This is a genomic window from Tsukamurella sp. DT100, assembly GCF_049844855.1.
Taxonomy (GTDB): Bacteria; Actinomycetota; Actinomycetes; order Mycobacteriales; family Mycobacteriaceae; genus Tsukamurella.
In genome coordinates this window covers 113,986-131,685 of record NZ_JBNCLV010000007.1, presented here as the reverse complement: position 1 = coordinate 131,685, position 17,700 = coordinate 113,986, and the positions used below count along the sequence as shown (strand labels likewise).

The 17,700-nt window shown below is 70.9% G+C and carries 17 protein-coding genes; 4 read left to right on the top strand and 13 right to left on the bottom strand.

What is annotated here, in order from left to right; all coding sequences use genetic code 11:
• Window positions 1-5: 5 nt before the first annotated feature.
• Together ACLQ3K_RS17775 and ACLQ3K_RS17770 are read left to right on the top strand one after the other, a co-directional pair.
• A complete protein-coding gene (locus ACLQ3K_RS17775) occupies window positions 6-1,241 on the top strand; it encodes a thiolase family protein (RefSeq protein WP_426000970.1) in 1,236 nt (411 codons plus the stop codon).
• Entirely contained in the window at window positions 1,241-2,785 is a 1,545-nt protein-coding gene (locus tag ACLQ3K_RS17770) for a class I adenylate-forming enzyme family protein (protein ID WP_426000969.1), read from the top strand. The genes ACLQ3K_RS17775 and ACLQ3K_RS17770 overlap by 1 nt, the downstream gene beginning before the upstream one ends.
• Window positions 2,786-2,815: 30 nt before the next feature.
• On the opposite strand, the gene ACLQ3K_RS17765 is transcribed toward ACLQ3K_RS17770, so the two are convergent.
• From ACLQ3K_RS17765 to ACLQ3K_RS17705, 13 genes are all read right to left on the bottom strand, one after another.
• Complete coding sequence (locus tag ACLQ3K_RS17765) at window positions 2,816-4,336, bottom strand: long-chain-fatty-acid--CoA ligase (protein ID WP_224645729.1); 1,521 nt, start codon at window positions 4,334-4,336, stop codon at window positions 2,816-2,818.
• Window positions 4,337-5,320 (bottom strand): phosphotriesterase family protein, encoded by a 984-nt coding sequence (locus ACLQ3K_RS17760; RefSeq protein WP_426000968.1) that lies wholly within the window; start codon window positions 5,318-5,320, stop codon window positions 4,337-4,339.
• Window positions 5,321-5,349: 29 nt separating this feature from the next.
• Window positions 5,350-6,432, bottom strand: coding sequence for an acyl-CoA dehydrogenase family protein (locus ACLQ3K_RS17755; RefSeq protein ID WP_426000967.1), 1,083 nt, complete (start codon window positions 6,430-6,432; stop codon window positions 5,350-5,352).
• Window positions 6,429-7,616, bottom strand: a complete 1,188-nt coding sequence (locus ACLQ3K_RS17750; protein WP_426000966.1) for an acyl-CoA dehydrogenase family protein — start codon at window positions 7,614-7,616, stop codon at window positions 6,429-6,431. Before ACLQ3K_RS17750 ends, ACLQ3K_RS17755 begins: the two co-directional genes overlap by 4 nt.
• Window positions 7,613-8,842, bottom strand: coding sequence for an acyl-CoA dehydrogenase family protein (locus tag ACLQ3K_RS17745; protein WP_426000965.1), 1,230 nt, complete (start codon window positions 8,840-8,842; stop codon window positions 7,613-7,615). Before ACLQ3K_RS17745 ends, ACLQ3K_RS17750 begins: the two co-directional genes overlap by 4 nt.
• A 1-nt stretch (window position 8,843) precedes the next feature.
• Window positions 8,844-9,860: a phosphotransferase family protein gene (locus tag ACLQ3K_RS17740; RefSeq protein ID WP_224645734.1), complete on the bottom strand. Its 1,017-nt coding sequence runs from the start codon at window positions 9,858-9,860 to the stop codon at window positions 8,844-8,846.
• Window positions 9,860-10,312: a MaoC family dehydratase gene (locus tag ACLQ3K_RS17735; protein ID WP_224645735.1), complete on the bottom strand. Its 453-nt coding sequence runs from the start codon at window positions 10,310-10,312 to the stop codon at window positions 9,860-9,862. The genes ACLQ3K_RS17740 and ACLQ3K_RS17735 overlap by 1 nt, the downstream gene beginning before the upstream one ends.
• Window positions 10,313-10,340: 28 nt before the next feature.
• Window positions 10,341-11,093 carry an SDR family oxidoreductase gene (locus ACLQ3K_RS17730; RefSeq protein WP_426000964.1) on the bottom strand — a complete coding sequence of 251 codons (753 nt, stop codon included), beginning with the start codon at window positions 11,091-11,093 and terminating at the stop codon, window positions 10,341-10,343.
• Between the two features lie 11 nt (window positions 11,094-11,104).
• Entirely contained in the window at window positions 11,105-11,767 is a 663-nt protein-coding gene (locus ACLQ3K_RS17725) for an HAD family hydrolase (protein WP_426000963.1), read from the bottom strand.
• On the bottom strand, window positions 11,764-12,753 hold the full coding sequence (locus ACLQ3K_RS17720) for an NADPH:quinone oxidoreductase family protein (protein WP_426000962.1): 990 nt from the start codon (window positions 12,751-12,753) through the stop codon (window positions 11,764-11,766). The genes ACLQ3K_RS17725 and ACLQ3K_RS17720 overlap by 4 nt, the downstream gene beginning before the upstream one ends.
• Window positions 12,750-13,556, bottom strand: a complete 807-nt coding sequence (locus tag ACLQ3K_RS17715) for an SDR family NAD(P)-dependent oxidoreductase (protein ID WP_224645739.1) — start codon at window positions 13,554-13,556, stop codon at window positions 12,750-12,752. Before ACLQ3K_RS17715 ends, ACLQ3K_RS17720 begins: the two co-directional genes overlap by 4 nt.
• A 3-nt stretch (window positions 13,557-13,559) precedes the next feature.
• Complete coding sequence (locus tag ACLQ3K_RS17710) at window positions 13,560-14,312, bottom strand: SDR family oxidoreductase (protein WP_224645740.1); 753 nt, start codon at window positions 14,310-14,312, stop codon at window positions 13,560-13,562.
• A 208-nt stretch (window positions 14,313-14,520) separates the two neighbouring features.
• Window positions 14,521-15,738 carry an acetyl-CoA C-acetyltransferase gene (locus ACLQ3K_RS17705; RefSeq protein WP_426000961.1) on the bottom strand — a complete coding sequence of 406 codons (1,218 nt, stop codon included), beginning with the start codon at window positions 15,736-15,738 and terminating at the stop codon, window positions 14,521-14,523.
• 167 nt (window positions 15,739-15,905) lie between these two features.
• Between ACLQ3K_RS17705 and ACLQ3K_RS17700 the strand changes: the two genes are divergently transcribed.
• The gene (locus ACLQ3K_RS17700) at window positions 15,906-16,520 is read left to right on the top strand and encodes a TetR/AcrR family transcriptional regulator (protein ID WP_426000960.1); all 615 of its coding nucleotides are present in this window, start codon (window positions 15,906-15,908) and stop codon (window positions 16,518-16,520) included.
• 20 nt (window positions 16,521-16,540) lie between these two features.
• Entirely contained in the window at window positions 16,541-17,698 is a 1,158-nt protein-coding gene (locus ACLQ3K_RS17695; RefSeq protein WP_336670478.1) for an acyl-CoA dehydrogenase family protein, read from the top strand.
• Window positions 17,699-17,700 lie beyond the last annotated feature (2 nt).

The following is a 17,700-nucleotide window of genomic DNA, read 5'->3' as shown; positions in this document are numbered from 1 at the left end:
GTTCGATGAGCCAGGACGTCTTCATCATCGGTGTCGGCATGACGCCCTTCGGTGTGCACGGGGCCGAGACCGTCCCGACGATGACGGCCCGCGCCGTACGGGAGGCCCTCGCCGATGCCGGCATCGCGCCGTCCGCGGTGGACGGCGCCTTTTTCGCGAACACCACACAGGGCCCGTTGGAGGGGCAGGCGATGATCGCCGGTCAGATCGCGCTCCGCGGAATCGGTTTCGAGCGGCTCCCGATCTTCAACGTCGAGAATGCCTGCGCCAGCGGATCATCAGCACTGAATCTCGCGATCACCAGCGTGCGGGCCGGCGAGGCGTCCGTCGCCCTCGCAGTGGGCGCCGAGAAGATGAACACCGGCGACAAGGCGAAGACGATGGGCGTCTTCGACGGCGCCTACGACCTCTCGGACCCCGCTGCGCTGGAACGCACCCTCGCCGCGCTCGGCGGCGAGGTCGACACCAGCGGCACCGGGCAGCGCAGCATCTTCATGGACATCTACGCCGCGATGGCGCGCAACCACATGGTGACCTTCGGCACTACGCAGGCGCAGATCGCCGCTGTCTCGTCGAAGAATCACCGACACTCGGTGGGCAACCCCCTCTCGCACTACCGCAAGACGATGAGTGTCGAGGAGATCCTGGCGGCGCGGGCGCTCGCCCACCCCTTGACCGTCCCCATGTGCTCGCCGCTGACCGACGGCGCGGCTGCCGCGATCGTCTGCACCGCGGAGGTCGCCGCGCGGATCGCCGGGCGGCGGAACGTCCGGGTCCTCGCATCCGTCGCCGGGACGAGCGTCGAGCGCGAGACCGGCGACCACCTCAGGCACGTCACGCGGCTCGCGGGCGAACGTGCGTACGAGCGTGCCGGCATCGCGCCGAGCGACGTGGACGTCGCGGAGGTGCACGACGCCACGGCGTTCGGTGAGATCGCGATCAGTGAGCACCTCGGCTTCGTCGAGCTCGGCGGAGGCGGCGGCGCCGCCGAGGCCGGGGAGACGACCATCGGCGGCCGTATCCCGATCAACACCTCCGGCGGGCTCGAGTCGAAGGGCCATCCCCTGGCCGCGACCGGGCTCGGACAGGTCTTCGAGCTCGTCACGCAGTTGCGCGGCGAGGCCGGGGCCCGGCAGGTCGACGGTGCGCGGCTCGCCCTCGCCGAGAACGGCGGAGGCTTCAGCCCGTTCGGCACCGGCGAGGAGGCCGTCGCCGTGGTCACGATCCTCGAGGCGCCCTGATGGCCGTCATCGACTTCTTCGACCGCGGCTGGGACGGCAACGCCGACGGGGACGCGTTCGTGATGGGCGAGCGGCGCTGGACCTACCAGGAGGCCGGCGAACTCACCTGCCGCATCGCCTGGGGCCTGCTCGACACCGAGGTCGCCCGGACGGGCAACACGGCGGTGCTCGCGCCGAACGACCCAGTGGCGTGGATGTGCGTGCTCGGCATCTGGCGGGCCGGGCGCACCTGGGTGCCGCTGCACCCTGGTGAGCCCGCCGCCGCCTCGGCGCAACTCATGCAGCGCTTCGACTGCGAGGCCCTGTTCTTCCACAGCTCGATGCGCGCCGAGGCGGAGGAGATCCGGTCCGCTCTCCCCCACGTGACTCTCATGGTCTGCATCGACACGGACTGCGGCGGCGCCCATGTGGCGCTGGAGCAGTGGGTGTCCGCACGCGCGACGACACGGCCCGCCGTCGCGTACGACATGGACGACGTCGTGATGATCTCCCCCACCGGCGGGACCACGGGCGTGCCGAAGGGCGTGATGAACACGCACCGGACCCTGGCGAACTCCTGCGCGCACATGATGATGGCCTTCCACTACGACGCCGGCGAGCGCATCGTGAATCTGGCCGCGGCGCCGCTCACGCACTCCGCGGGGATCGTGAGCCTGCCGGCTACCGCGCGGGGCGGCACCGTCGTCCTCGTCGAGCGGCCCGACCCCGCGTCGGTGGTCGCGGCGATCGAGCGGTATCGCGTGACGGACCTGTTCCTGCCCCCGACGGTGATCTACCGGATGCTCGATTGGGTCCAGGGGCGCGACTGCGACTTCAGCTCACTGCGCTACTTCGTGCACGGGGCCGCGCCGATGTCGGTCGAGAAGCTCAGACGAGCGATACAGACCTTCGGCCCCGTCATGACGGCGGCGTACGGACAGACGGAGGCGTTCGCGGCGATCGCGTACGCCCGCCCGGACGAGGTAGCGGGGTCGGATGCGCGCCTGCGGTCCTGCGGTCGGCCGTACCCGCTGATCTCGGTCGAGATCCGCGACCGTTCCGGCGCCGCGGTGCCCCGGGGCGAGACGGGCGAGATCTGCGTCCGCGGCGATCTCGTGATGAAGGGCTACTACAAGCAGCCCGACAAGACCTCCGAGACGCTCGTCGACGGCTGGCTCCACACCGGCGACGTCGGCCACCTCGACGAGGACGGCTACCTCTACATCACCGACCGGACGAAGGACGTGATCATCTCGGGCGGCTTCAACATCTACCCGAGCGAGATCGAGCAGGTGATCTGGGGCCACCCCGCAGTCGGCGATTGCGCCGTGATCGGCGTCCCAGACCCTGACTGGGGCGAGAAGGTGATCGCCGTCGTCGAACTATCCCCCGGCGGCGCGGTGACCGAGGCGGATCTCCTCTCCCTGGTGAAGGCGTCGCTGGGGAGCGTCCGGACCCCGAAACGGGTCGACTTCGTCCCCAGCCTGCCCCGCAGCGGCACGGGCAAGGTCCTCAAACGCGCGCTGCGGGACGACTACTGGTCCGATTCGGACAGCAGGATCTAGGGACCCGGTACGACGAGATCCCGTTGTGCGTCAGCGCGAGCCCCGCAGCTCCCGCTTGAGGATCTTGCCGGTGCCGCCCTTGGGCAACTCGGCGAGCAGGTGGATCTCGCGCGGGTACTTGTACGCCGCCAGGCGCTCCCGGCTGAACGCGGTGAGGGCCGCGGCGTCGGCATTCGCGCCCGGGCGCAGGACGACGAAGGCGACGACCTCCTCCCCCAGCCTGTCGTCGGGGCGGCCCACGACGGCGGCCTCGACGACCTCGGGGTGGGCGTAGAGCACCTCCTCGACCTCGCGGGGATACACGTTGTATCCGCCGCGGATCACCAGGTCCTTGAGCCGGTCGACGATGAAGAAGTAACCGTCCTCATCGCGGTAGCCGAGGTCGCCCGTGTGCAGCCAGCCGTTGCGCAGCGCCTCCGCAGTCGCCTCGGGACGCTTGTAGTACCCCTTCATGACGTTGTGCCCGCGGACGACGATCTCGCCGATGTTGTCCTCCCCGGGCGGGAGCTCGGCACCGTCGAGGTCGACGGCCCGCATCTGGACGCCCCAGATGGGCTTGCCGATCGAGAGGACCTTGCGCTGTTCGGCGCTGATGTTGAAGGTCGCCGTCGAGGCGGTCTCCGAGAGGCCGTAGCCCTCGAGGATCGCCAGGCCCGGGAACTTCTCCTCGAAGGCGCTGATCACGCCGCCGGGGATCGACGCACCGCCGGAGACGGCGGCGCGCAGGCTGGAGACGTCGCGGCCGGCCGTGTCGACGCCGAGCAGCGCCACGTACATCGTGGGCACGCCGGAGAGCACCGTGACGCGGCGCCGCTCGATGACGTCGACCACCGCCTCCGCCTCGAACCTCGGCACCAGGGCCACCGAACCGCCGTATCGGACCGCCGCGTTGAGCACGCTGGACAGTCCGAAGACGTGGAACAGCGGCAGCGCTCCGAGCGCCACGTCGTCGTCCCGCATCCCGAACAGCTGCGGCGCGATCGTGCAGTTCATGTAGAGCTCGAAATGCGTGAGCTCAGCGCCCTTCGGCCGGCCGGTGGTGCCTGAGGTGTAGAGCAGCACGGCGGTGTCGTCGGAGCTCGTGGGGTGGATCTCCCCGGAGTCCGGCTCCCCCAACAGGTCGGCGAACGGTGTCGCGCCCGACGGGGTCGGCGCGCCGAGCGAGACCACGACCACGTCGCCGACGCCCGCCTCCGCCGCGCCCGCGAGCGCGGCCTCGGCGGAGAAGTCGGACGCCACGAGCAGCTTCGCGTCGCTGTCACCGAGGTGGTAGCCGATCTCCGGCGCGGTGAACAGCGGGTTGAGCGGCACCATCGTCAGGCCCGCCTTGAGGATGCCGAAGTAGGCGACCACGAACTCCGGCAGGTTCGGCAGTTGGACGGCGACCTTGTCGCCGGGGACGAGGCCGCGGGCCAGCAGCGAGGCGGCGAGACGCCCCGACTGCTCGTCGAGCTGGGAGTAGCTGATCTCGCGATCACCGAAGAACAGCAGGGGCGCGTCGGGCGTCGACGATGCCGACTCGCGCAGCATCGTCGCCAGGTTGAAGGACATCTACGCCTCTCCGGTCAGCACGCGGCGCGGGACGTCCACGAGCATGGTGTCGATCTGGTCCTGGCTCACGCCGCGCTCGAGGACGTACGGGAAGACGTCGTCGAAGACGTGCGTGTAGTGCCACTGGAGCATGCCCGCCTTGACGTTCGGGTCGATCCAGTCGATGTAGCAGGAGGCGTCCTGGGACAACACGATCTTCTCGGTGTAGCCGCGGCGCACCATTTCGATGAGGGTGTCGTTGCGGGCCTCGAATGTGGTCTCCAGGTTGATGCCGAACCGGTCGAACCCCAGCGTGAAGCCGGCGTCGGCGAGCGCCGACAGGTGCTCGACGTCGGTGGAGTCGCCGCTGTGCCCCAGCACGATCCGGCTCGGGTCGACGCCCTCCTCGTCGCACATCACCCGTTTCACCAGCAGACCGGTCTCCGAGCCCGGGTGCGTGTGCACGGTGATCGGCACGCCGGTGGCGGTGTGCGCCTTCGCGACCGCCCGCATCACCCGCTCGACGCCCTCGGTGAGGCCGTGGTGGTCGATCGCGCACTTGAGCATGCCGGCCTTGACCCCGGTCTCGCCGATGCCCTCCGTGATGTCGCGGACGAACATGTCCGCCATCGGATCCGGGAAGTCGATCCCCGTCATGGCGGTCAGGGCGGGACCGCGGTACATGAAGTAGCGCGGCACGTCGCGGTAGGTGTAGACACCCGTCGCCGCGACGATCCGCACGGGCGTGCGCTCGGCGATCCGCTGGATCCGTGGGATGTACCGTCCGAGACCGACCACCGTCGAGTCGACGATCGTGCGCACCCCGGCGTGGTACGCCTTCTGCAATTGTGCGACGGCGTCGTCCACCCGGGCGTCCTCGTCGCCGAAGTCGTCCGGATAGTTCTGTTGGATGTCCGGGGTGAGCACGAAGACGTGCTCGTGCATGAGCGTGACGCCGAGGTCGGCGGCGTCGACGTCACCGGTGACGGTGTGGACGGCTCCCATGGTTCCTACTTTCCGACGGTGTGTTCTTCTCAGGCGGGGAGGTCGATCAGGCCCGCGAGCGCGGCGCGGTGTCGCCCCGGAGTACCGAGGCCGATCTGGTCCGCCTTGGCGCGCTTGAGGTACAGGTGCACCGGCGCCTCCCAGGTCATGCCGATGCCGCCGTGCAGCTGCACCGCCTCCTCCGCCGCCCGGACGGCCAGGTCCGAGCAGTACGCGGCCGCGACGGCCACGGCGATCACGGCCTCCGGGTCCTCGGTCCCGAGCTCCGCCAGGGCGACCGTCGCCGACCGCGCCGTCGCGGCGGCGGATTCCGCATCGGCGTAGAGCTCCGCCAGGCGGTGCTTCACGGCCTGGAAGCCGCCGACCACGCGCCCGAACTGCTTGCGCTGCTTCAGGTATTCGACGGTGGTGGCGACGCACCAGCGCGCCACCCCGGCCTGCTCGGCGGCGAGCAGGGCCGCGCCGGTGATCAGACCCGCACGCACGGCGGCGGCACCGTCGGCCGTGAGGACCGTGCCCCGGGTTCCGTCGAAGGTCACGTCCGCCACCTGCCGCGTCATGTCGAGCGACGACACGGGCTCGATCCGCGCGTCGGCCGCCGGAACGGCCTGCAGGGCACCGTCGGAGTCGAGCACGAGCAGGATCTCGGCGCCGAGCGCGCCGGCCACCGATCGGACGGTGCCGGAGAGGGCGCCGTCGGCGACGGGGACGGCCGGGGCGTTGCCGTGCGGGTCCACCGAGAACGGCACGACCAACGCGGCCACGCGCGCGCCCTCGGCCAGTTGCCCGGCCAGGACCGGGGCGCCCGCCGCGACCGCGACCGACGCCGCGATCGCCGACGTGAGGAAATCCCCCGCCGCGCAGGCGGAGCCGAGCTCCTCGGCGACCTCGCCCGCGACGGCGGCGCCCGCCCCGGCGCCGCCCAGCTCCTCCGGGACGAGGAGGCCGGTGACGCCCATCTCCGCGAGCTCGGCCTGCAGGCCGGGAGCGGCGGCACCGTCGTAGGCGGCGATCAGTTCCGCCGGCGCGACCCGCCGGTCGAGCAGATCGCGGACGGCGGCGCGGAGATCGTCCTCGATGTCGCTGCTGAGCAGCTGCGGTGTGTAGCTCACTTGGGGACGTCCTTCCAGGGCAGGTCCTTGTCGACCCGGTGCTCCGGCGGCAGGCCGAGCACCCGTTCCGCCACGATGTTCTTGAGGATCTCCGACGTGCCGCCCTCGATGGAGTTTCCCTTGGCGCGCAGGTAGCGGTACCCGGCATCGCGGCCGTAGAAGTCCACCCGGTCGGGGCGGACCATGGTCCAGTCGCCGTACCGCAGGCCGTCCTCGCCGAGCAGCTCCAGCTCGAGGCCGGAGAGCTTCTGATTGAGCCGGGCGAAGGAGAGTTTCATCGCCGCGCCCTCGGGGCCGGGCTGGCCCGAGGCGAGCTTCTGGCCGAGGCGCAGCGCGGTGACCCGGGCGACCTCGCTGTCCACCCACAGGCGGAGCAGGTCGTCGTGCAGGTCGGGCGTGCGCAGCTCGGGCCGCTCGCGCCAGGTGGCGGCGACCACGCCGATCATGCCGTCCTCGCGCTGCGACGCCTGGCCGCCGATGGCGACCCGCTCGTTGTTGAGCGTGGCGTTCGCGACCTGCCAGCCCTGCCCCACCTCGCCCAGGCGGTGCGCGTCCGGGATGCGGACGCCCTCGAGGAAGACCTCGTTGAACTCCGCCTCGCCGGTGATCTGCCGCAGGGGCCGCACGTCGATGCCCGGGTCGGACATGTCGCACAGGAAGTAGGTGAGCCCCTTGTGTTTCGGCTGGTCCGGGTCGGTGCGGGCGACGAGGATCGCCCACTGCGCGTTGTGCGCGCCGGAGGTCCAGACCTTCTGCCCGGTGACGATCCAGTCGTCGCCGTCGCGGACCGCACGAGTCGCGAGGCCCGCGAGGTCGGAGCCGGCGCCGGGCTCACTGAACAGCTGGCACCAGATCTCCTCGCCGGTCCACAGCGGCCGCAGGAAGCGGTCGATCTGGTCCTGCGTGCCGAAGGCCAGGATCGTCGGCGCGGCCATCCCGAGGCCGATCCCGTTGACATGACTGCGGTTGTCGGGTGCGCCGGCCGCCGCGAAGCGGGCGTCCACGGCCTGCTGCAGCGATCGCGAGAGCCCCAGGCCGCCGCGCCCCTCGGGGTAGGCGACCCACGCCAGACCCGCGTCGTACCGGGCGCGGAGGAACTCGAGCGGATCCGTCGTGGCCGGCGGGTGCGCGGCGAGGAAGTCGTCGACCTTCCGGGCGAGGTCCTCCGGGCCCGGCGCCGTCACTGCGCCTTCTTGGCGGCGACGCGCTTGAGCTCCGCCCGGGCCAGCGAGTTCTTGTGCACCTCGTCGGGGCCGTCGGCGAACCGCAGGGTGCGGATGCCGGCGTAGTACTCGGCGAGCGGGAAGTCCTGCGACAGTCCACCGGCGCCGTGCGCCTGGATGGCCTTGTCGAGGATCCACTGCACCGTCTGCGGGGTGGCGATCTTGATCGCCTGGATCTCGGTGTGGGCGCCGCGGTTGCCCACGGTGTCCATCAGCCACGCGGTCTTGAGCACCAGCAGGCGCAGCTGCTCGATCCGCACGCGCGACTCGGCGATCCAGTCGCGGATCACGCCCTGCTCCGACAGCGGCTTGCCGAACGCGGTCCGGCCCGCCACGCGATCGCACATCAGCTCGACGGCCCGCTCCGCCACGCCGATCGAGCGCATGCAGTGGTGGATGCGGCCGGGCCCGAGGCGGGCCTGCGCGATGGCGAATCCGTCGCCCTCCTCGCCGATCAGGTTGGCGGCGGGGACGCGGACGTCGGTGAACCGCATCTCGGCGTGGCCGCCGTGGCTGTGGTCGTCGTACCCGAAGACCTCCATGCCGCGCAGGACCTCCAGGCCCGGGGTGTCCCGCGGCACGAGGATCTGCGACTGCTGGCGGTGGCGTTCGGCGTCGGGCGCCGTCTTGCCCATGACGATGAAAATCTTGCAGTTCGGGTTCATGGCGCCCGTGATCCACCACTTGCGGCCGTTGATCACGTAGTCGTCGCCGTCGCGGACGATCGACAGGCCGATGTTGGTGGCGTCGGAGCTGGCGACGTCGGGCTCCGTCATCGCGAAGGCGGAACGGATCTCGCCGTTCAGGAGCGGGGTGAGCCACTGCTCCTTCTGCGCGGCGGTACCGAACTCGTTGAGCACCTCCATGTTCCCCGTGTCCGGGGCGGCACAGTTGAACACGGCGGGCGCGAGGTGCAGGCTGCGGCCGGAGATCTCGGCGAGGGGCGCGTACTGCAGGTTGGTCAGGCCCGCGCCGTTCTCGCCGGGAAGGAAGAAGTTCCAGAAGCCGCGGCTGCGGGCCTCGGCGCGCAGCTCGTGCAGGACCGGGGCGCTGTCCCAGGCCCAGCGGTTCTCCAGCGAGCCGAGCTGCTGGTGGAAGCTCTCCTCCGCCGGGTAGACGTGGCTGTCCATGAAGTCGTTGACCTGTCCGATCAACTCCGTGGTCTTGGCGTCGTACGCGAAATCCATGTCAGTTCTCCTTCAGTGCGTCGAGTCCGGCGTCGAGCAGCGGGTTCACTGCCTCCCCGGCCTCGGCGAAGCCCTCGCCCACGGTCTGGCCGTTGACGTAGCGGTAGTGGATGCCCTCGACGATGCCTGCGAGCTTGAAGCAGGAGAGGGCGATGTAGAAGCCGAAATCCCCGAGTTCCCGGGAGGATCCGGCGGCGTAGCGGTCGATGATCTGCTGCTCGTCGAGGAAGCCGGGCGCCTCGCTCACGTCGCTGACGGTGCCGGCGGAGATCTTCGCCAGCCGCCCGTAGACCACCATGAGCGCGAGGTCGGTGAGCGAGTCGCCGATGGTCGCGAGCTCCCAGTCGACGACGGCGGCGGGCTCGTCCTGCGGCGAGACCAGCACGTTGTCGAGGCGGTAGTCGCCGTGCACGATGCCCGGCACCGCATCGGCGGGCACCCGTCCCTCGAGAGCGGTGAACAGCTCGTCGACCTTGGGCAGGTCGCGGGTGTGCGCCGCGGCGAACTGCTTGCGCCAGCGCTGTACCTGCCGGCCCAGGAAGCCCTCGGGGCGGCCGTAGTCGCCGAGCCCGACGCTCGCGGGATCGACGTGGTGCAGCTCGACGAGGGTGTCGACCAGCCGCTCGGAGATGGCGCGGGTGCGGTCGACGCCGAGCGCCTCCAGCTCCGTCGCCCGGCGGTAGGGGACGCCGTCGATCTCGCTCATCACGTAGAACGGCGCACCGAGCACTTCGGGGTCGTCGCAGTAGGCGTACATCACCGGGACCGGCACGGCGGTTCCGCCGAGCGCGGACATCATCCGGTACTCGCGGCCCATGTCGTGCGCGGACGGCAGGAGCTTGCCGACCGGCGGGCGGCGCAGGATCCAGGACGAGGCACCGTCGGAGATGCGGTACGTGAGGTTGGACTTGCCGCCCGCGATGAGGACGGCCTCGAGCTGCGATCCCGCGCCCTGCACGTGCTGCGGGAGCCACGTGCCGAGGACGTCGAGATCGAGGCCCGGGTGCTGCTCGGCCATCAGAAGACCACCACGGAGACGGTCTCGGCGACGCACGCGGGACGGTCGCCGCCCTCGCGCTCGATGGTCACGCGCGCGACGACCTGCTGGCCGCCGCCGCCCGGGGTGACCGAGACGAGCTCGACCCCGGCCCGCACGCGCGAGCCGACCGGCACCGGCGCGGGGAAGCGGACCTTGTTGCTGCCGTAGTTGACGCCCATCTTCGTGCCCTCGACGGTGTAGATCTGCCACACCAGCATCGGGATGAGGGACAGGGTCAGGTAGCCGTGGGCGATGGTCGAGCCGAACGGCCCGGCCTTCGCCTTCTCCGGGTCGACGTGGATCCACTGGTGGTCCCCGGTGGCGTCGGCGAACAGGTCGATCCGCTTCTGGTCGATCTCGACCCAGTCGCTGTAGCCGAGGTGCTCCCCCACGGCCGCCTGCAGTTCCTCGAGTCCGTTGAGTACCCGCATGTTTCTCGTCTCCTCGTCCTGTCCGGACCTAGTCCTTGGGCCCGCCGGCCACGTACAGCACCTGGCCCGAGACGAAGCCCGCGCCCTCGCTGGCGAAGAAGCTGGCGGCGTGCGCGATGTCCGCGGGCTCGCCGACGCGCTGCACCGGGATCTCCTTGGCGGAGAAGGCCTTGAAGTCCTCGAAGGGCACGCCGATGCGCTCGGCGGTGGCGGCGGTCATGTCGGTCGCGATGAAGCCGGGGGCGATCGCGTTCGCGGTCACGCCGAACTTGCCGAGCTCGATGGCGAGGGTCTTGGTGAGGCCCTGCATGCCGGCCTTCGCCGCGGAGTAGTTCGCCTGGCCGCGGTTGCCCAGCGCCGAGGTCGAGGACAGGTTGACGATGCGGCCCCAGCCCTCCTTGGTCTGGTACTTCTGCACCTCGCGCGACATCAGGAAGGCGCCGCGCAGGTGGACGGCCATGACCTGATCCCAGTCCGAGACGGACATCTTGAACAGCAGGTTGTCGCGCAGGATGCCCGCGTTGTTGATCAGGATCGTGGGGGCGCCGAGCTCGTCGGCGACGCGGGTGACCGCGGCCGTGACCTTCTCCTCGTCGGAGACGTCGACGCCGACGCCGATGGCGCGGCCGCCGGCGGCGGTGATCTGATCGGCGACCGCCCGGCAGGCGGCCTCGTCGAGGTCGAGGACGGCGACGGCGTGCCCGTCGGAGGCGAGGCGGCGGGCCACCTCGGCGCCGATGCCGCGGGCGGCTCCGGTCACGATGGCGATGCGCTGGGTCATGGGGTTCTCCTTCAGGGGTGGATGGATGTGCCGGCCAGTGCGGGAACGAGTTCCCGCAACGCCGTCCGGGTGGTGCCGGCGTCGGTGTGGTGGATCGCGTGGATGCCCAGGGCGGCCGCGCCCGCGACGTTGGGAGTCGCGTCGTCGATGAAAGCGGCGCGCTCGGGCGGCACGCCGAGGCGCTCGAGTGCCAGCCGGAAGATCGCGGGATCGGGCTTGCGCAGCCCCACCTCCTCCGAGATGATCACCGGCGCGAAGAGCGCCGCGAGACGCTCTCGGGGATAGAGGTTCCCGCCGCCCCAGCTGTTGGAGACGATCGCCACCGACACGCCCGCGGCGCGCAGGTCCTCGGCGAGCGCCCACATGGCCGGATCCTCCTGGATCCGAGCGAACATGCGGCGCAGGACGCCGTCGGGGTTCACGCGATCGCCCGAGACGGTGCGCAGCGCCGCGGCGAAGGCGGCGTCGAACTCGGGCTCGGGCAGCTCGCCGGTCTCGAGCCGGTGGATGGGGCTGCCGGCGTCGGCATCCCGGCCCAGCCAGGCCTTGAGGGTCGCCGTGAAGCTCGCCGGCTCGATCCCCTCGTCGGCGATCCACGCCTCGATGCTGTGCCGCATCGGCGCGGTGAGGACGCCGCCGTAGTCGAAGAGGACCGCGCCGATCTCGGCGGTCACTGGGCCGCCTGGTAGACCACGCGGCCCACCGTGGTGCCGTCGCCGAGGCGCTGCAGGCCGTCGGGGACGGCGTCGAAGGCGAGGCGCTCGCTCACGAGCGGGTTCACCAGGCCCTGGTCGGCGAGGGCGGTCAGCTCCGCGTGGCACTGCCGCACCGCGGCCGGGTCGTAGGCGTTGTACAGGCCCCAGTGCAGTCCGACGATCGAGTAGTTCTTGATCAGCGCGTGGTTCAGGGCGGCCTCCTGAATGGTGCCGCCGGCGAAGCCCACGACGAGGATCCGGCCCTCGAAGGCGATGCACTTGGTGGAGCGCTTGTAGGTGTCGCCGCCGACCGGGTCGTAGATCACGTCGGCGCCGCGGCCACCGGTCTCGGCCTTGACCACCTCGACGAAGTCCTGGGTGCGCCGGTCGACGACCACGTCGGCGCCCAGCTCGCGGGCGACCTCCGCCTTCTCCGCTCCGCCGACGACGCCGATGACCCTGGCGCCCGCGGCCTTGCCGAGCTGGATCGCGGCGCTGCCGACGCCGCCCGCCGCGGCGTGCACCAGGAGGGTCTCGCCCGCTTGCAGGTGCGCGCGGCGGTGCAGCCCGAACCAGCCGGTCTGGTAGCCGATGTACAGCGACGAGGCCTGCGCGTCGTCGAGTGAAGCGGGCGCCGGGAACGCCTGTGCCGCGTTCAGCACCGCGTACTCGGCGAACCCTCCGGACGGGAGCGCCGAGCCGCCGAGGACGCGCTGCCCCACGGTGAAGCCGTCGACGCCCTCGCCGACGGCGACGACCTCGCCGCACAGCTCCACGCCGGGCGTGAAGGGCAGGTCCGGCTTGACCTGGTAGAGGCCGCGGCACATGAGCACGTCGGGGAAGTTCGCCGCCGTCGCGAGCGTGCGGACGGTGAGCTGCCCGGGACCCGGATCGGGCGTCGGGGCGTCGACCTCGCGCAGCACCGCGAGCGGCTCCCCCAGTTCCTGTACCTGCCAGGCCCTCATCGGCCGCTCTCCTTCGTCTCGAGTCGCTGCTGCAGTTTGTTCATGCCGTGCAGCCACTTGTCGGTCGCCGTCGCACGGACGGCGTAGTAGCCCGCCACCTCGGGGTGCGGGAGGATCAGGAACTCGTCGCCGGCGAGGGCGTCGACGGCGAGCGTCGCGACCTGCTCGGGCGTGAGGGCGGAGTCGCGGCTGAGCAGCTCCTCCAGTTCGCCGGAGCGCTCGAGCATGCCCGTCTTCACGCCCTGCGGGCAGATCGCCTGGACGACGACGCCGCGGTGGCGGTACGTCGCCGAGAGCCACTCGGCGAAGGCGACGGCGGCGTGCTTGGTCACGGAGTACGCGGGGGCGCCGAGCATGGTGAGCAGCCCCGCCGCGGAGGCGGTGACCACGAACCGGCCGCCGCCACGCGCGGCCCACTCGGGCACGAGCAGCCGGGCGGCGCGCACGTGGGCCATCACGTTGACGTCCAGCGACAGCGCCCAGTCGGACTCCGGGGTCTCGAGGCCGCGCCCGCGGTCGATGCCGGCGTTGGCGTACCAGGCGTCGACGGCGCCGAGCTCGCGGCGCGCGGTCTCGACGAGGGCGGCGACGCCCTCCTCGGAAGCGGCGTCGCCGGGCGCGGCGTACGCGGTGCCGCCGGCGGCGGCGATCTCGGCGACGGTCCGCGCGGCACCGTCGGCGTCGAGGTCCGCGACCACGACGCGGGCGCCGCGCGCGGCGAGTTCGCGGGCGAGCGCCGCGCCGATGCCGTTGCCGGCGCCGGTGACGACGATGCCCTTGTCCTTCGGGTCGAAGGCGGCCATCGCCTACACCCCGCCCGTGAGCAGGACGCCACCGTCGACGGTGAGCGTCTGCCCGGTCATCCAGGCGGCGTCGTCGGAGAGCAGGAAGGCGACGACCGAGCCGATGTCGTCGGGCACGCCGAGCCGCTTGAGCGGGTACGCGGCGGAGACCTGCTCCTCGCGGCCCTCGTACAGGGCGGTGGCGAAGCGGGTCTTGACGACGGCGGGCGCGACGGCGTTCACCCGGATGTCCGGGCCGAGCTCGACGGCGAGCTCCTCGGTGAGGTGGATGACCGCGGCCTTGGAGACGCCGTAGAAGGCGATGCCGGGCGCGGGGCGCAGGCCGGCGACGGAGCCGACGTTGACGATGGCGCCGCCGTGCTCCTTCTGCCAGGCCGCATAGACCTTCTTCGTCCAGGACAGCGTGGAGAGCACGTTGACCTCGAAGATCTTGCGCGCGGCGGCCGTGTCGATCTCCATGAGCGGGCCGTAGACCGGGTTGATGCCGGTGTTGTTGACGAAGAAGTCGGCGCTGCCGAAGGTGTCGATCGCGGTGGCGATCACCTGGTCCTGATGCGCCTCGTCATCCCCCGAACCGGCCACGGCCACAGCCACCTCGGGGCCGCCCAGCTCGGCGACGGCCGCGTCGAGCGCCTCCTGCTTACGGGCCGTGATGACGACCTTCGCGCCGTCGGCCACCAGCCGCTGCGCGATGGCCAGGCCGATGCCGCGGCTCGCTCCCGTGACGATCGCGGTCTTCCCGGCGAATCGGGTCATGCTCCACACACCTTCCGTTCAAACTGACTAAGCGCTCGCTTAGTTTGTAGCCTACGACACACCGCGCCGTGTGACGACCCCCTTGGGCGCCCGAACCCCTGTGACGCTCCTCACAGTACGGACCGTTGCACGCGCACACCCCCGGAAACGACGGAGCGGCCCGTACGTCGAGGACGTACGGGCCGCTCCGAGAAGCGTCAGACGCGGATCAGCTGAGCCGCTCGATGATCATCGCCATGCCCTGGCCGCCGCCGACACACATGGTCTCGAGGCCGAACTGCTTGTCGTGCCACTGCAGCGAGTTGATGAGCGTGCTGGTGATGCGCGCGCCCGTCATGCCGAAGGGGTGACCCACGGCGATGGCGCCACCGTTGACGTTGACCTTGTCGGCGTCGATGCCCAGGTCGCGCACCGACGGGATCACCTGCGCCGCGAAGGCCTCGTTGACCTCCATGAGGTCGATGTCGCCGATCGACAGGCCGGCGCGCTGCAGCGCCTGCTTCGACGCCTCGACGGGGCCGAGGCCCATGATCTCGGGCGACAGGCCCGTGACGCCGGTGGAGACGATGCGCGCGAGCGGCGTCAGGCCGAGCGCCTTGGCCTTCTCGTCGGACATGATCACCACGGCGGCCGCGCCGTCGTTGAGCGGACAGCAGTTGCCGGCCGTGACGGTGCCGTCCGGACGGAAGACCGGCTTGAGCCCGGCGATGCCCTCGTAGGTGACACCGGCGCGCGGACCGTCGTCCGTGGAGACGACGGTGCCGTCGGCGAGCGTGACCGGGGTGATGTCCTTGGCCCAGAAGCCCGAGGCGATGGCGGCCTCGGCGCGGTTCTGGCTGCGCACGCCCCACTCGTCCTGGTCCTGGCGGCTCACGTTCTTGAACTGCGCGACGTTCTCGGCGGTCTGCCCCATCGCGATGTAGACGTCCGGCAGTACGCCCGCCTCACGCGGGTCGACCCAGGTCTGGCCGCCGCCGGCGAAGGTCGCGGTGCGCGCCTCGGCGTCGGCGAAGAGGGCGTTCTTGGTGTCGGGCAGGCCGTCGGCGTTGCCCTTGATGTAGCGGCTCACGGTCTCGACGCCGCCGGAGATGAAGACGTCGCCCTCCCCCGCCTTGATCGCATGGAAGGCCATGCGCGTGGTCTGCAGGCTCGAGCTGCAGTAGCGGTTGACGGTGACGCCGGGCAGGTGGTCGAGGCCGGCCTCGACGGCGACGACGCGGGCGATGTTGAAGCCCGACTCACCCGCGGGCTGACCGCAGCCGAACATCAGGTCGTCGATCTCGCGGGGGTCGAGCCCGGGCACCTTGTCCAGTGCGGCGCGCACCATCTGGACCGAGAGGTCGTCCGGACGGACGTCCTTGAGCGAGCCCTTCGCTGCACGCCCGATGGGCGACCGGGCGGTTGAGACGATGACGGCTTCGGGCATGGGATGACCTCCGAGTTGAACCATTACTAACTAAGCGCTCGCTTAGCGGTGTACCATCTACTCTGCACCACTGAGAGCCGGTCGTCAACGGACCGATCCCTGTGGTCCCGTTCACACTAGAGACACCGCGTCGACGCGCCGCATCGCGGTGCCGCCGGAGGGAAACGATGACCGAACCCGAAGCGCCGTCCCGCGCGGACGCCACCCGTGCGCGGCTGCTGTCCGCCGCCGCGGCGGCCTTCGCCGAACGCGGCTTCCACGGCACCACCACCCGCGACATCGCCTCGGCGGCCGGCATGAGCCCCGCCGCCGTGTACGTGCACTACAAGTCCAAGGAACAGCTGCTGCACCAGCTCTCGCGCGTCGGACACCAACGGATCATCGACGCGATCGACGCCGTCGACGACGCCTCGGACACCCCCGCCGAGCGGCTCGCCGCCGCGATGCGGGCGTTCGCGACGCATCACGCGTCGTCGCACACCAGCGTCCGCGTGGTCAACTACGAGCTGGACGCGCTCACCGAGGAGCACCGCGCCGAGATCGGCGGCCTCCGCCGCGAGATCACCCGCCGGCTGCGCGCGATCGTCGACGCCGGCGTCGCGGACGGCTCCTTCGACACCCCGGACCCGCGGATGGCGACCATCGCCGTCCTCTCCAGCGGCATCGACATCGGCCGCTGGTACCACGACGGCGGCGAGATCACCCCCGACCGCATCGGCGACTTCTACGCCGACCTCGCCCTGCGCACCGTCGGGGCGAGCACCACCGACATCCCGAAGTAGAGAACCCGAGGAGACCCACCATGCGTCGCACCGTCTACACCGCCGATCACGAAGCCTTCCGCGAGACCCTCCGCGCCTTCATCGAGGCGGAGGTCGTGCCGCACTACGACGAGTGGTACGCCAACGGCATCGTGCCGAAGGACTTCTACCCCAAGCTCGGCGAGCTGGGCGTCTTCGGCATCGAGGTGCCCGAGGAGTACGGCGGCGCGGGCATCGAGTCCTTCAAGTACCAGGCCGTGATCAGCGAGGAACTCGGCCGCGCCGGCGTCTCCTTCGGCGGCTCGAGCGTGCACATCGCGCTGTGCCTGCCCTACCTGACCGGCCTCGCCACCGACGAGCAGAAGCAGCGCTGGCTGCCCGGCATGGCGGCGGGCGAGCTGATGTTCGCCATCGCGATGACCGAGCCCGGCACCGGCTCCGACCTCGCGGGCATGAAGACCACCGCCAAGCTCTCCGAGGACGGCACCCACTACGTGCTCAACGGCGCGAAGACCTTCATCACCGGCGGCGTGAACGCCGACCGCGTGATCGTCTGCGCGCGCACCGCACCGTCGACCCCCGAGGACCGCCGCCACGGCATCTCGCTGTTCGTCGTGGACACCACGCTCGAGGGCTACGCCGTGGGCCGCAAGCTCGACAAGATCGGCCTGCGCACCTCCGACACCGCCGAGCTCTCCTTCACCGACGTCAAGGTGCCCGTCGCGGACCTGCTCGGCGAGGAGAACAAGGGCTTCTCCTACCTCGGCCAGAACCTGCCGCAGGAGCGCCTGTCGATCGCCGTCGGCGCCTACTCGCAGGCCTCCGCCGCCGTGCGCTTCGCGCAGGCGTACACGCAGGACCGCAACATCTTCGGCAAGTCCGTCGCCTCGTTCCAGAACACCAAGTTCGAGCTCGCCGCGTGCAAGGCGAAGGTCGACGCCATGGAGTCCAGCGTCGACCGCGGTCTCGAGCTGCACGACGCGGGCCAGCTGACCGCCGCCGACGCCGCCTCGCTCAAGCTGTTCTGCACCGAGGCCGCCTCCGACGTGATCGACCGCTGCCTGCAGCTGCACGGCGGCTACGGATACATCAACGAGTACCCGATCGCCCGGCTCTACGCCGACAACCGCGTCAACCGCATCTACGGCGGCACGTCCGAGGTCATGAAGACCATTATCGCCAAGGACATGGGCCTGTAGCC

What these genes read in the sequence shown, in the direction of transcription:
- ACLQ3K_RS17735 (WP_224645735.1), bottom strand. Translation starts at nt 10,312, where the DNA reads ATGCGGGTACTCAACGGACTCGAGGAACTGCAGGCGGCCGTGGGGGAG.
- ACLQ3K_RS17700 (WP_426000960.1), top strand. Translation starts at nt 15,906, where the DNA reads ATGACCGAACCCGAAGCGCCGTCCCGCGCGGACGCCACCCGTGCGCGG.
- ACLQ3K_RS17745 (WP_426000965.1), bottom strand. Translation starts at nt 8,842, where the DNA reads ATGGATTTCGCGTACGACGCCAAGACCACGGAGTTGATCGGACAGGTC.
- ACLQ3K_RS17710 (WP_224645740.1), bottom strand. Translation starts at nt 14,312, where the DNA reads ATGACCCGATTCGCCGGGAAGACCGCGATCGTCACGGGAGCGAGCCGC.
- ACLQ3K_RS17765 (WP_224645729.1), bottom strand. Translation starts at nt 4,336, where the DNA reads ATGTCCTTCAACCTGGCGACGATGCTGCGCGAGTCGGCATCGTCGACG.
- ACLQ3K_RS17720 (WP_426000962.1), bottom strand. Translation starts at nt 12,753, where the DNA reads ATGAGGGCCTGGCAGGTACAGGAACTGGGGGAGCCGCTCGCGGTGCTG.
- ACLQ3K_RS17760 (WP_426000968.1), bottom strand. Translation starts at nt 5,320, where the DNA reads ATGGGAGCCGTCCACACCGTCACCGGTGACGTCGACGCCGCCGACCTC.
- ACLQ3K_RS17695 (WP_336670478.1), top strand. Translation starts at nt 16,541, where the DNA reads ATGCGTCGCACCGTCTACACCGCCGATCACGAAGCCTTCCGCGAGACC.
- ACLQ3K_RS17770 (WP_426000969.1), top strand. Translation starts at nt 1,241, where the DNA reads ATGGCCGTCATCGACTTCTTCGACCGCGGCTGGGACGGCAACGCCGAC.
- ACLQ3K_RS17715 (WP_224645739.1), bottom strand. Translation starts at nt 13,556, where the DNA reads ATGGCCGCCTTCGACCCGAAGGACAAGGGCATCGTCGTCACCGGCGCC.
- ACLQ3K_RS17730 (WP_426000964.1), bottom strand. Translation starts at nt 11,093, where the DNA reads ATGACCCAGCGCATCGCCATCGTGACCGGAGCCGCCCGCGGCATCGGC.
- ACLQ3K_RS17740 (WP_224645734.1), bottom strand. Translation starts at nt 9,860, where the DNA reads ATGGCCGAGCAGCACCCGGGCCTCGATCTCGACGTCCTCGGCACGTGG.
- ACLQ3K_RS17705 (WP_426000961.1), bottom strand. Translation starts at nt 15,738, where the DNA reads ATGCCCGAAGCCGTCATCGTCTCAACCGCCCGGTCGCCCATCGGGCGT.
- ACLQ3K_RS17775 (WP_426000970.1), top strand. Translation starts at nt 6, where the DNA reads ATGAGCCAGGACGTCTTCATCATCGGTGTCGGCATGACGCCCTTCGGT.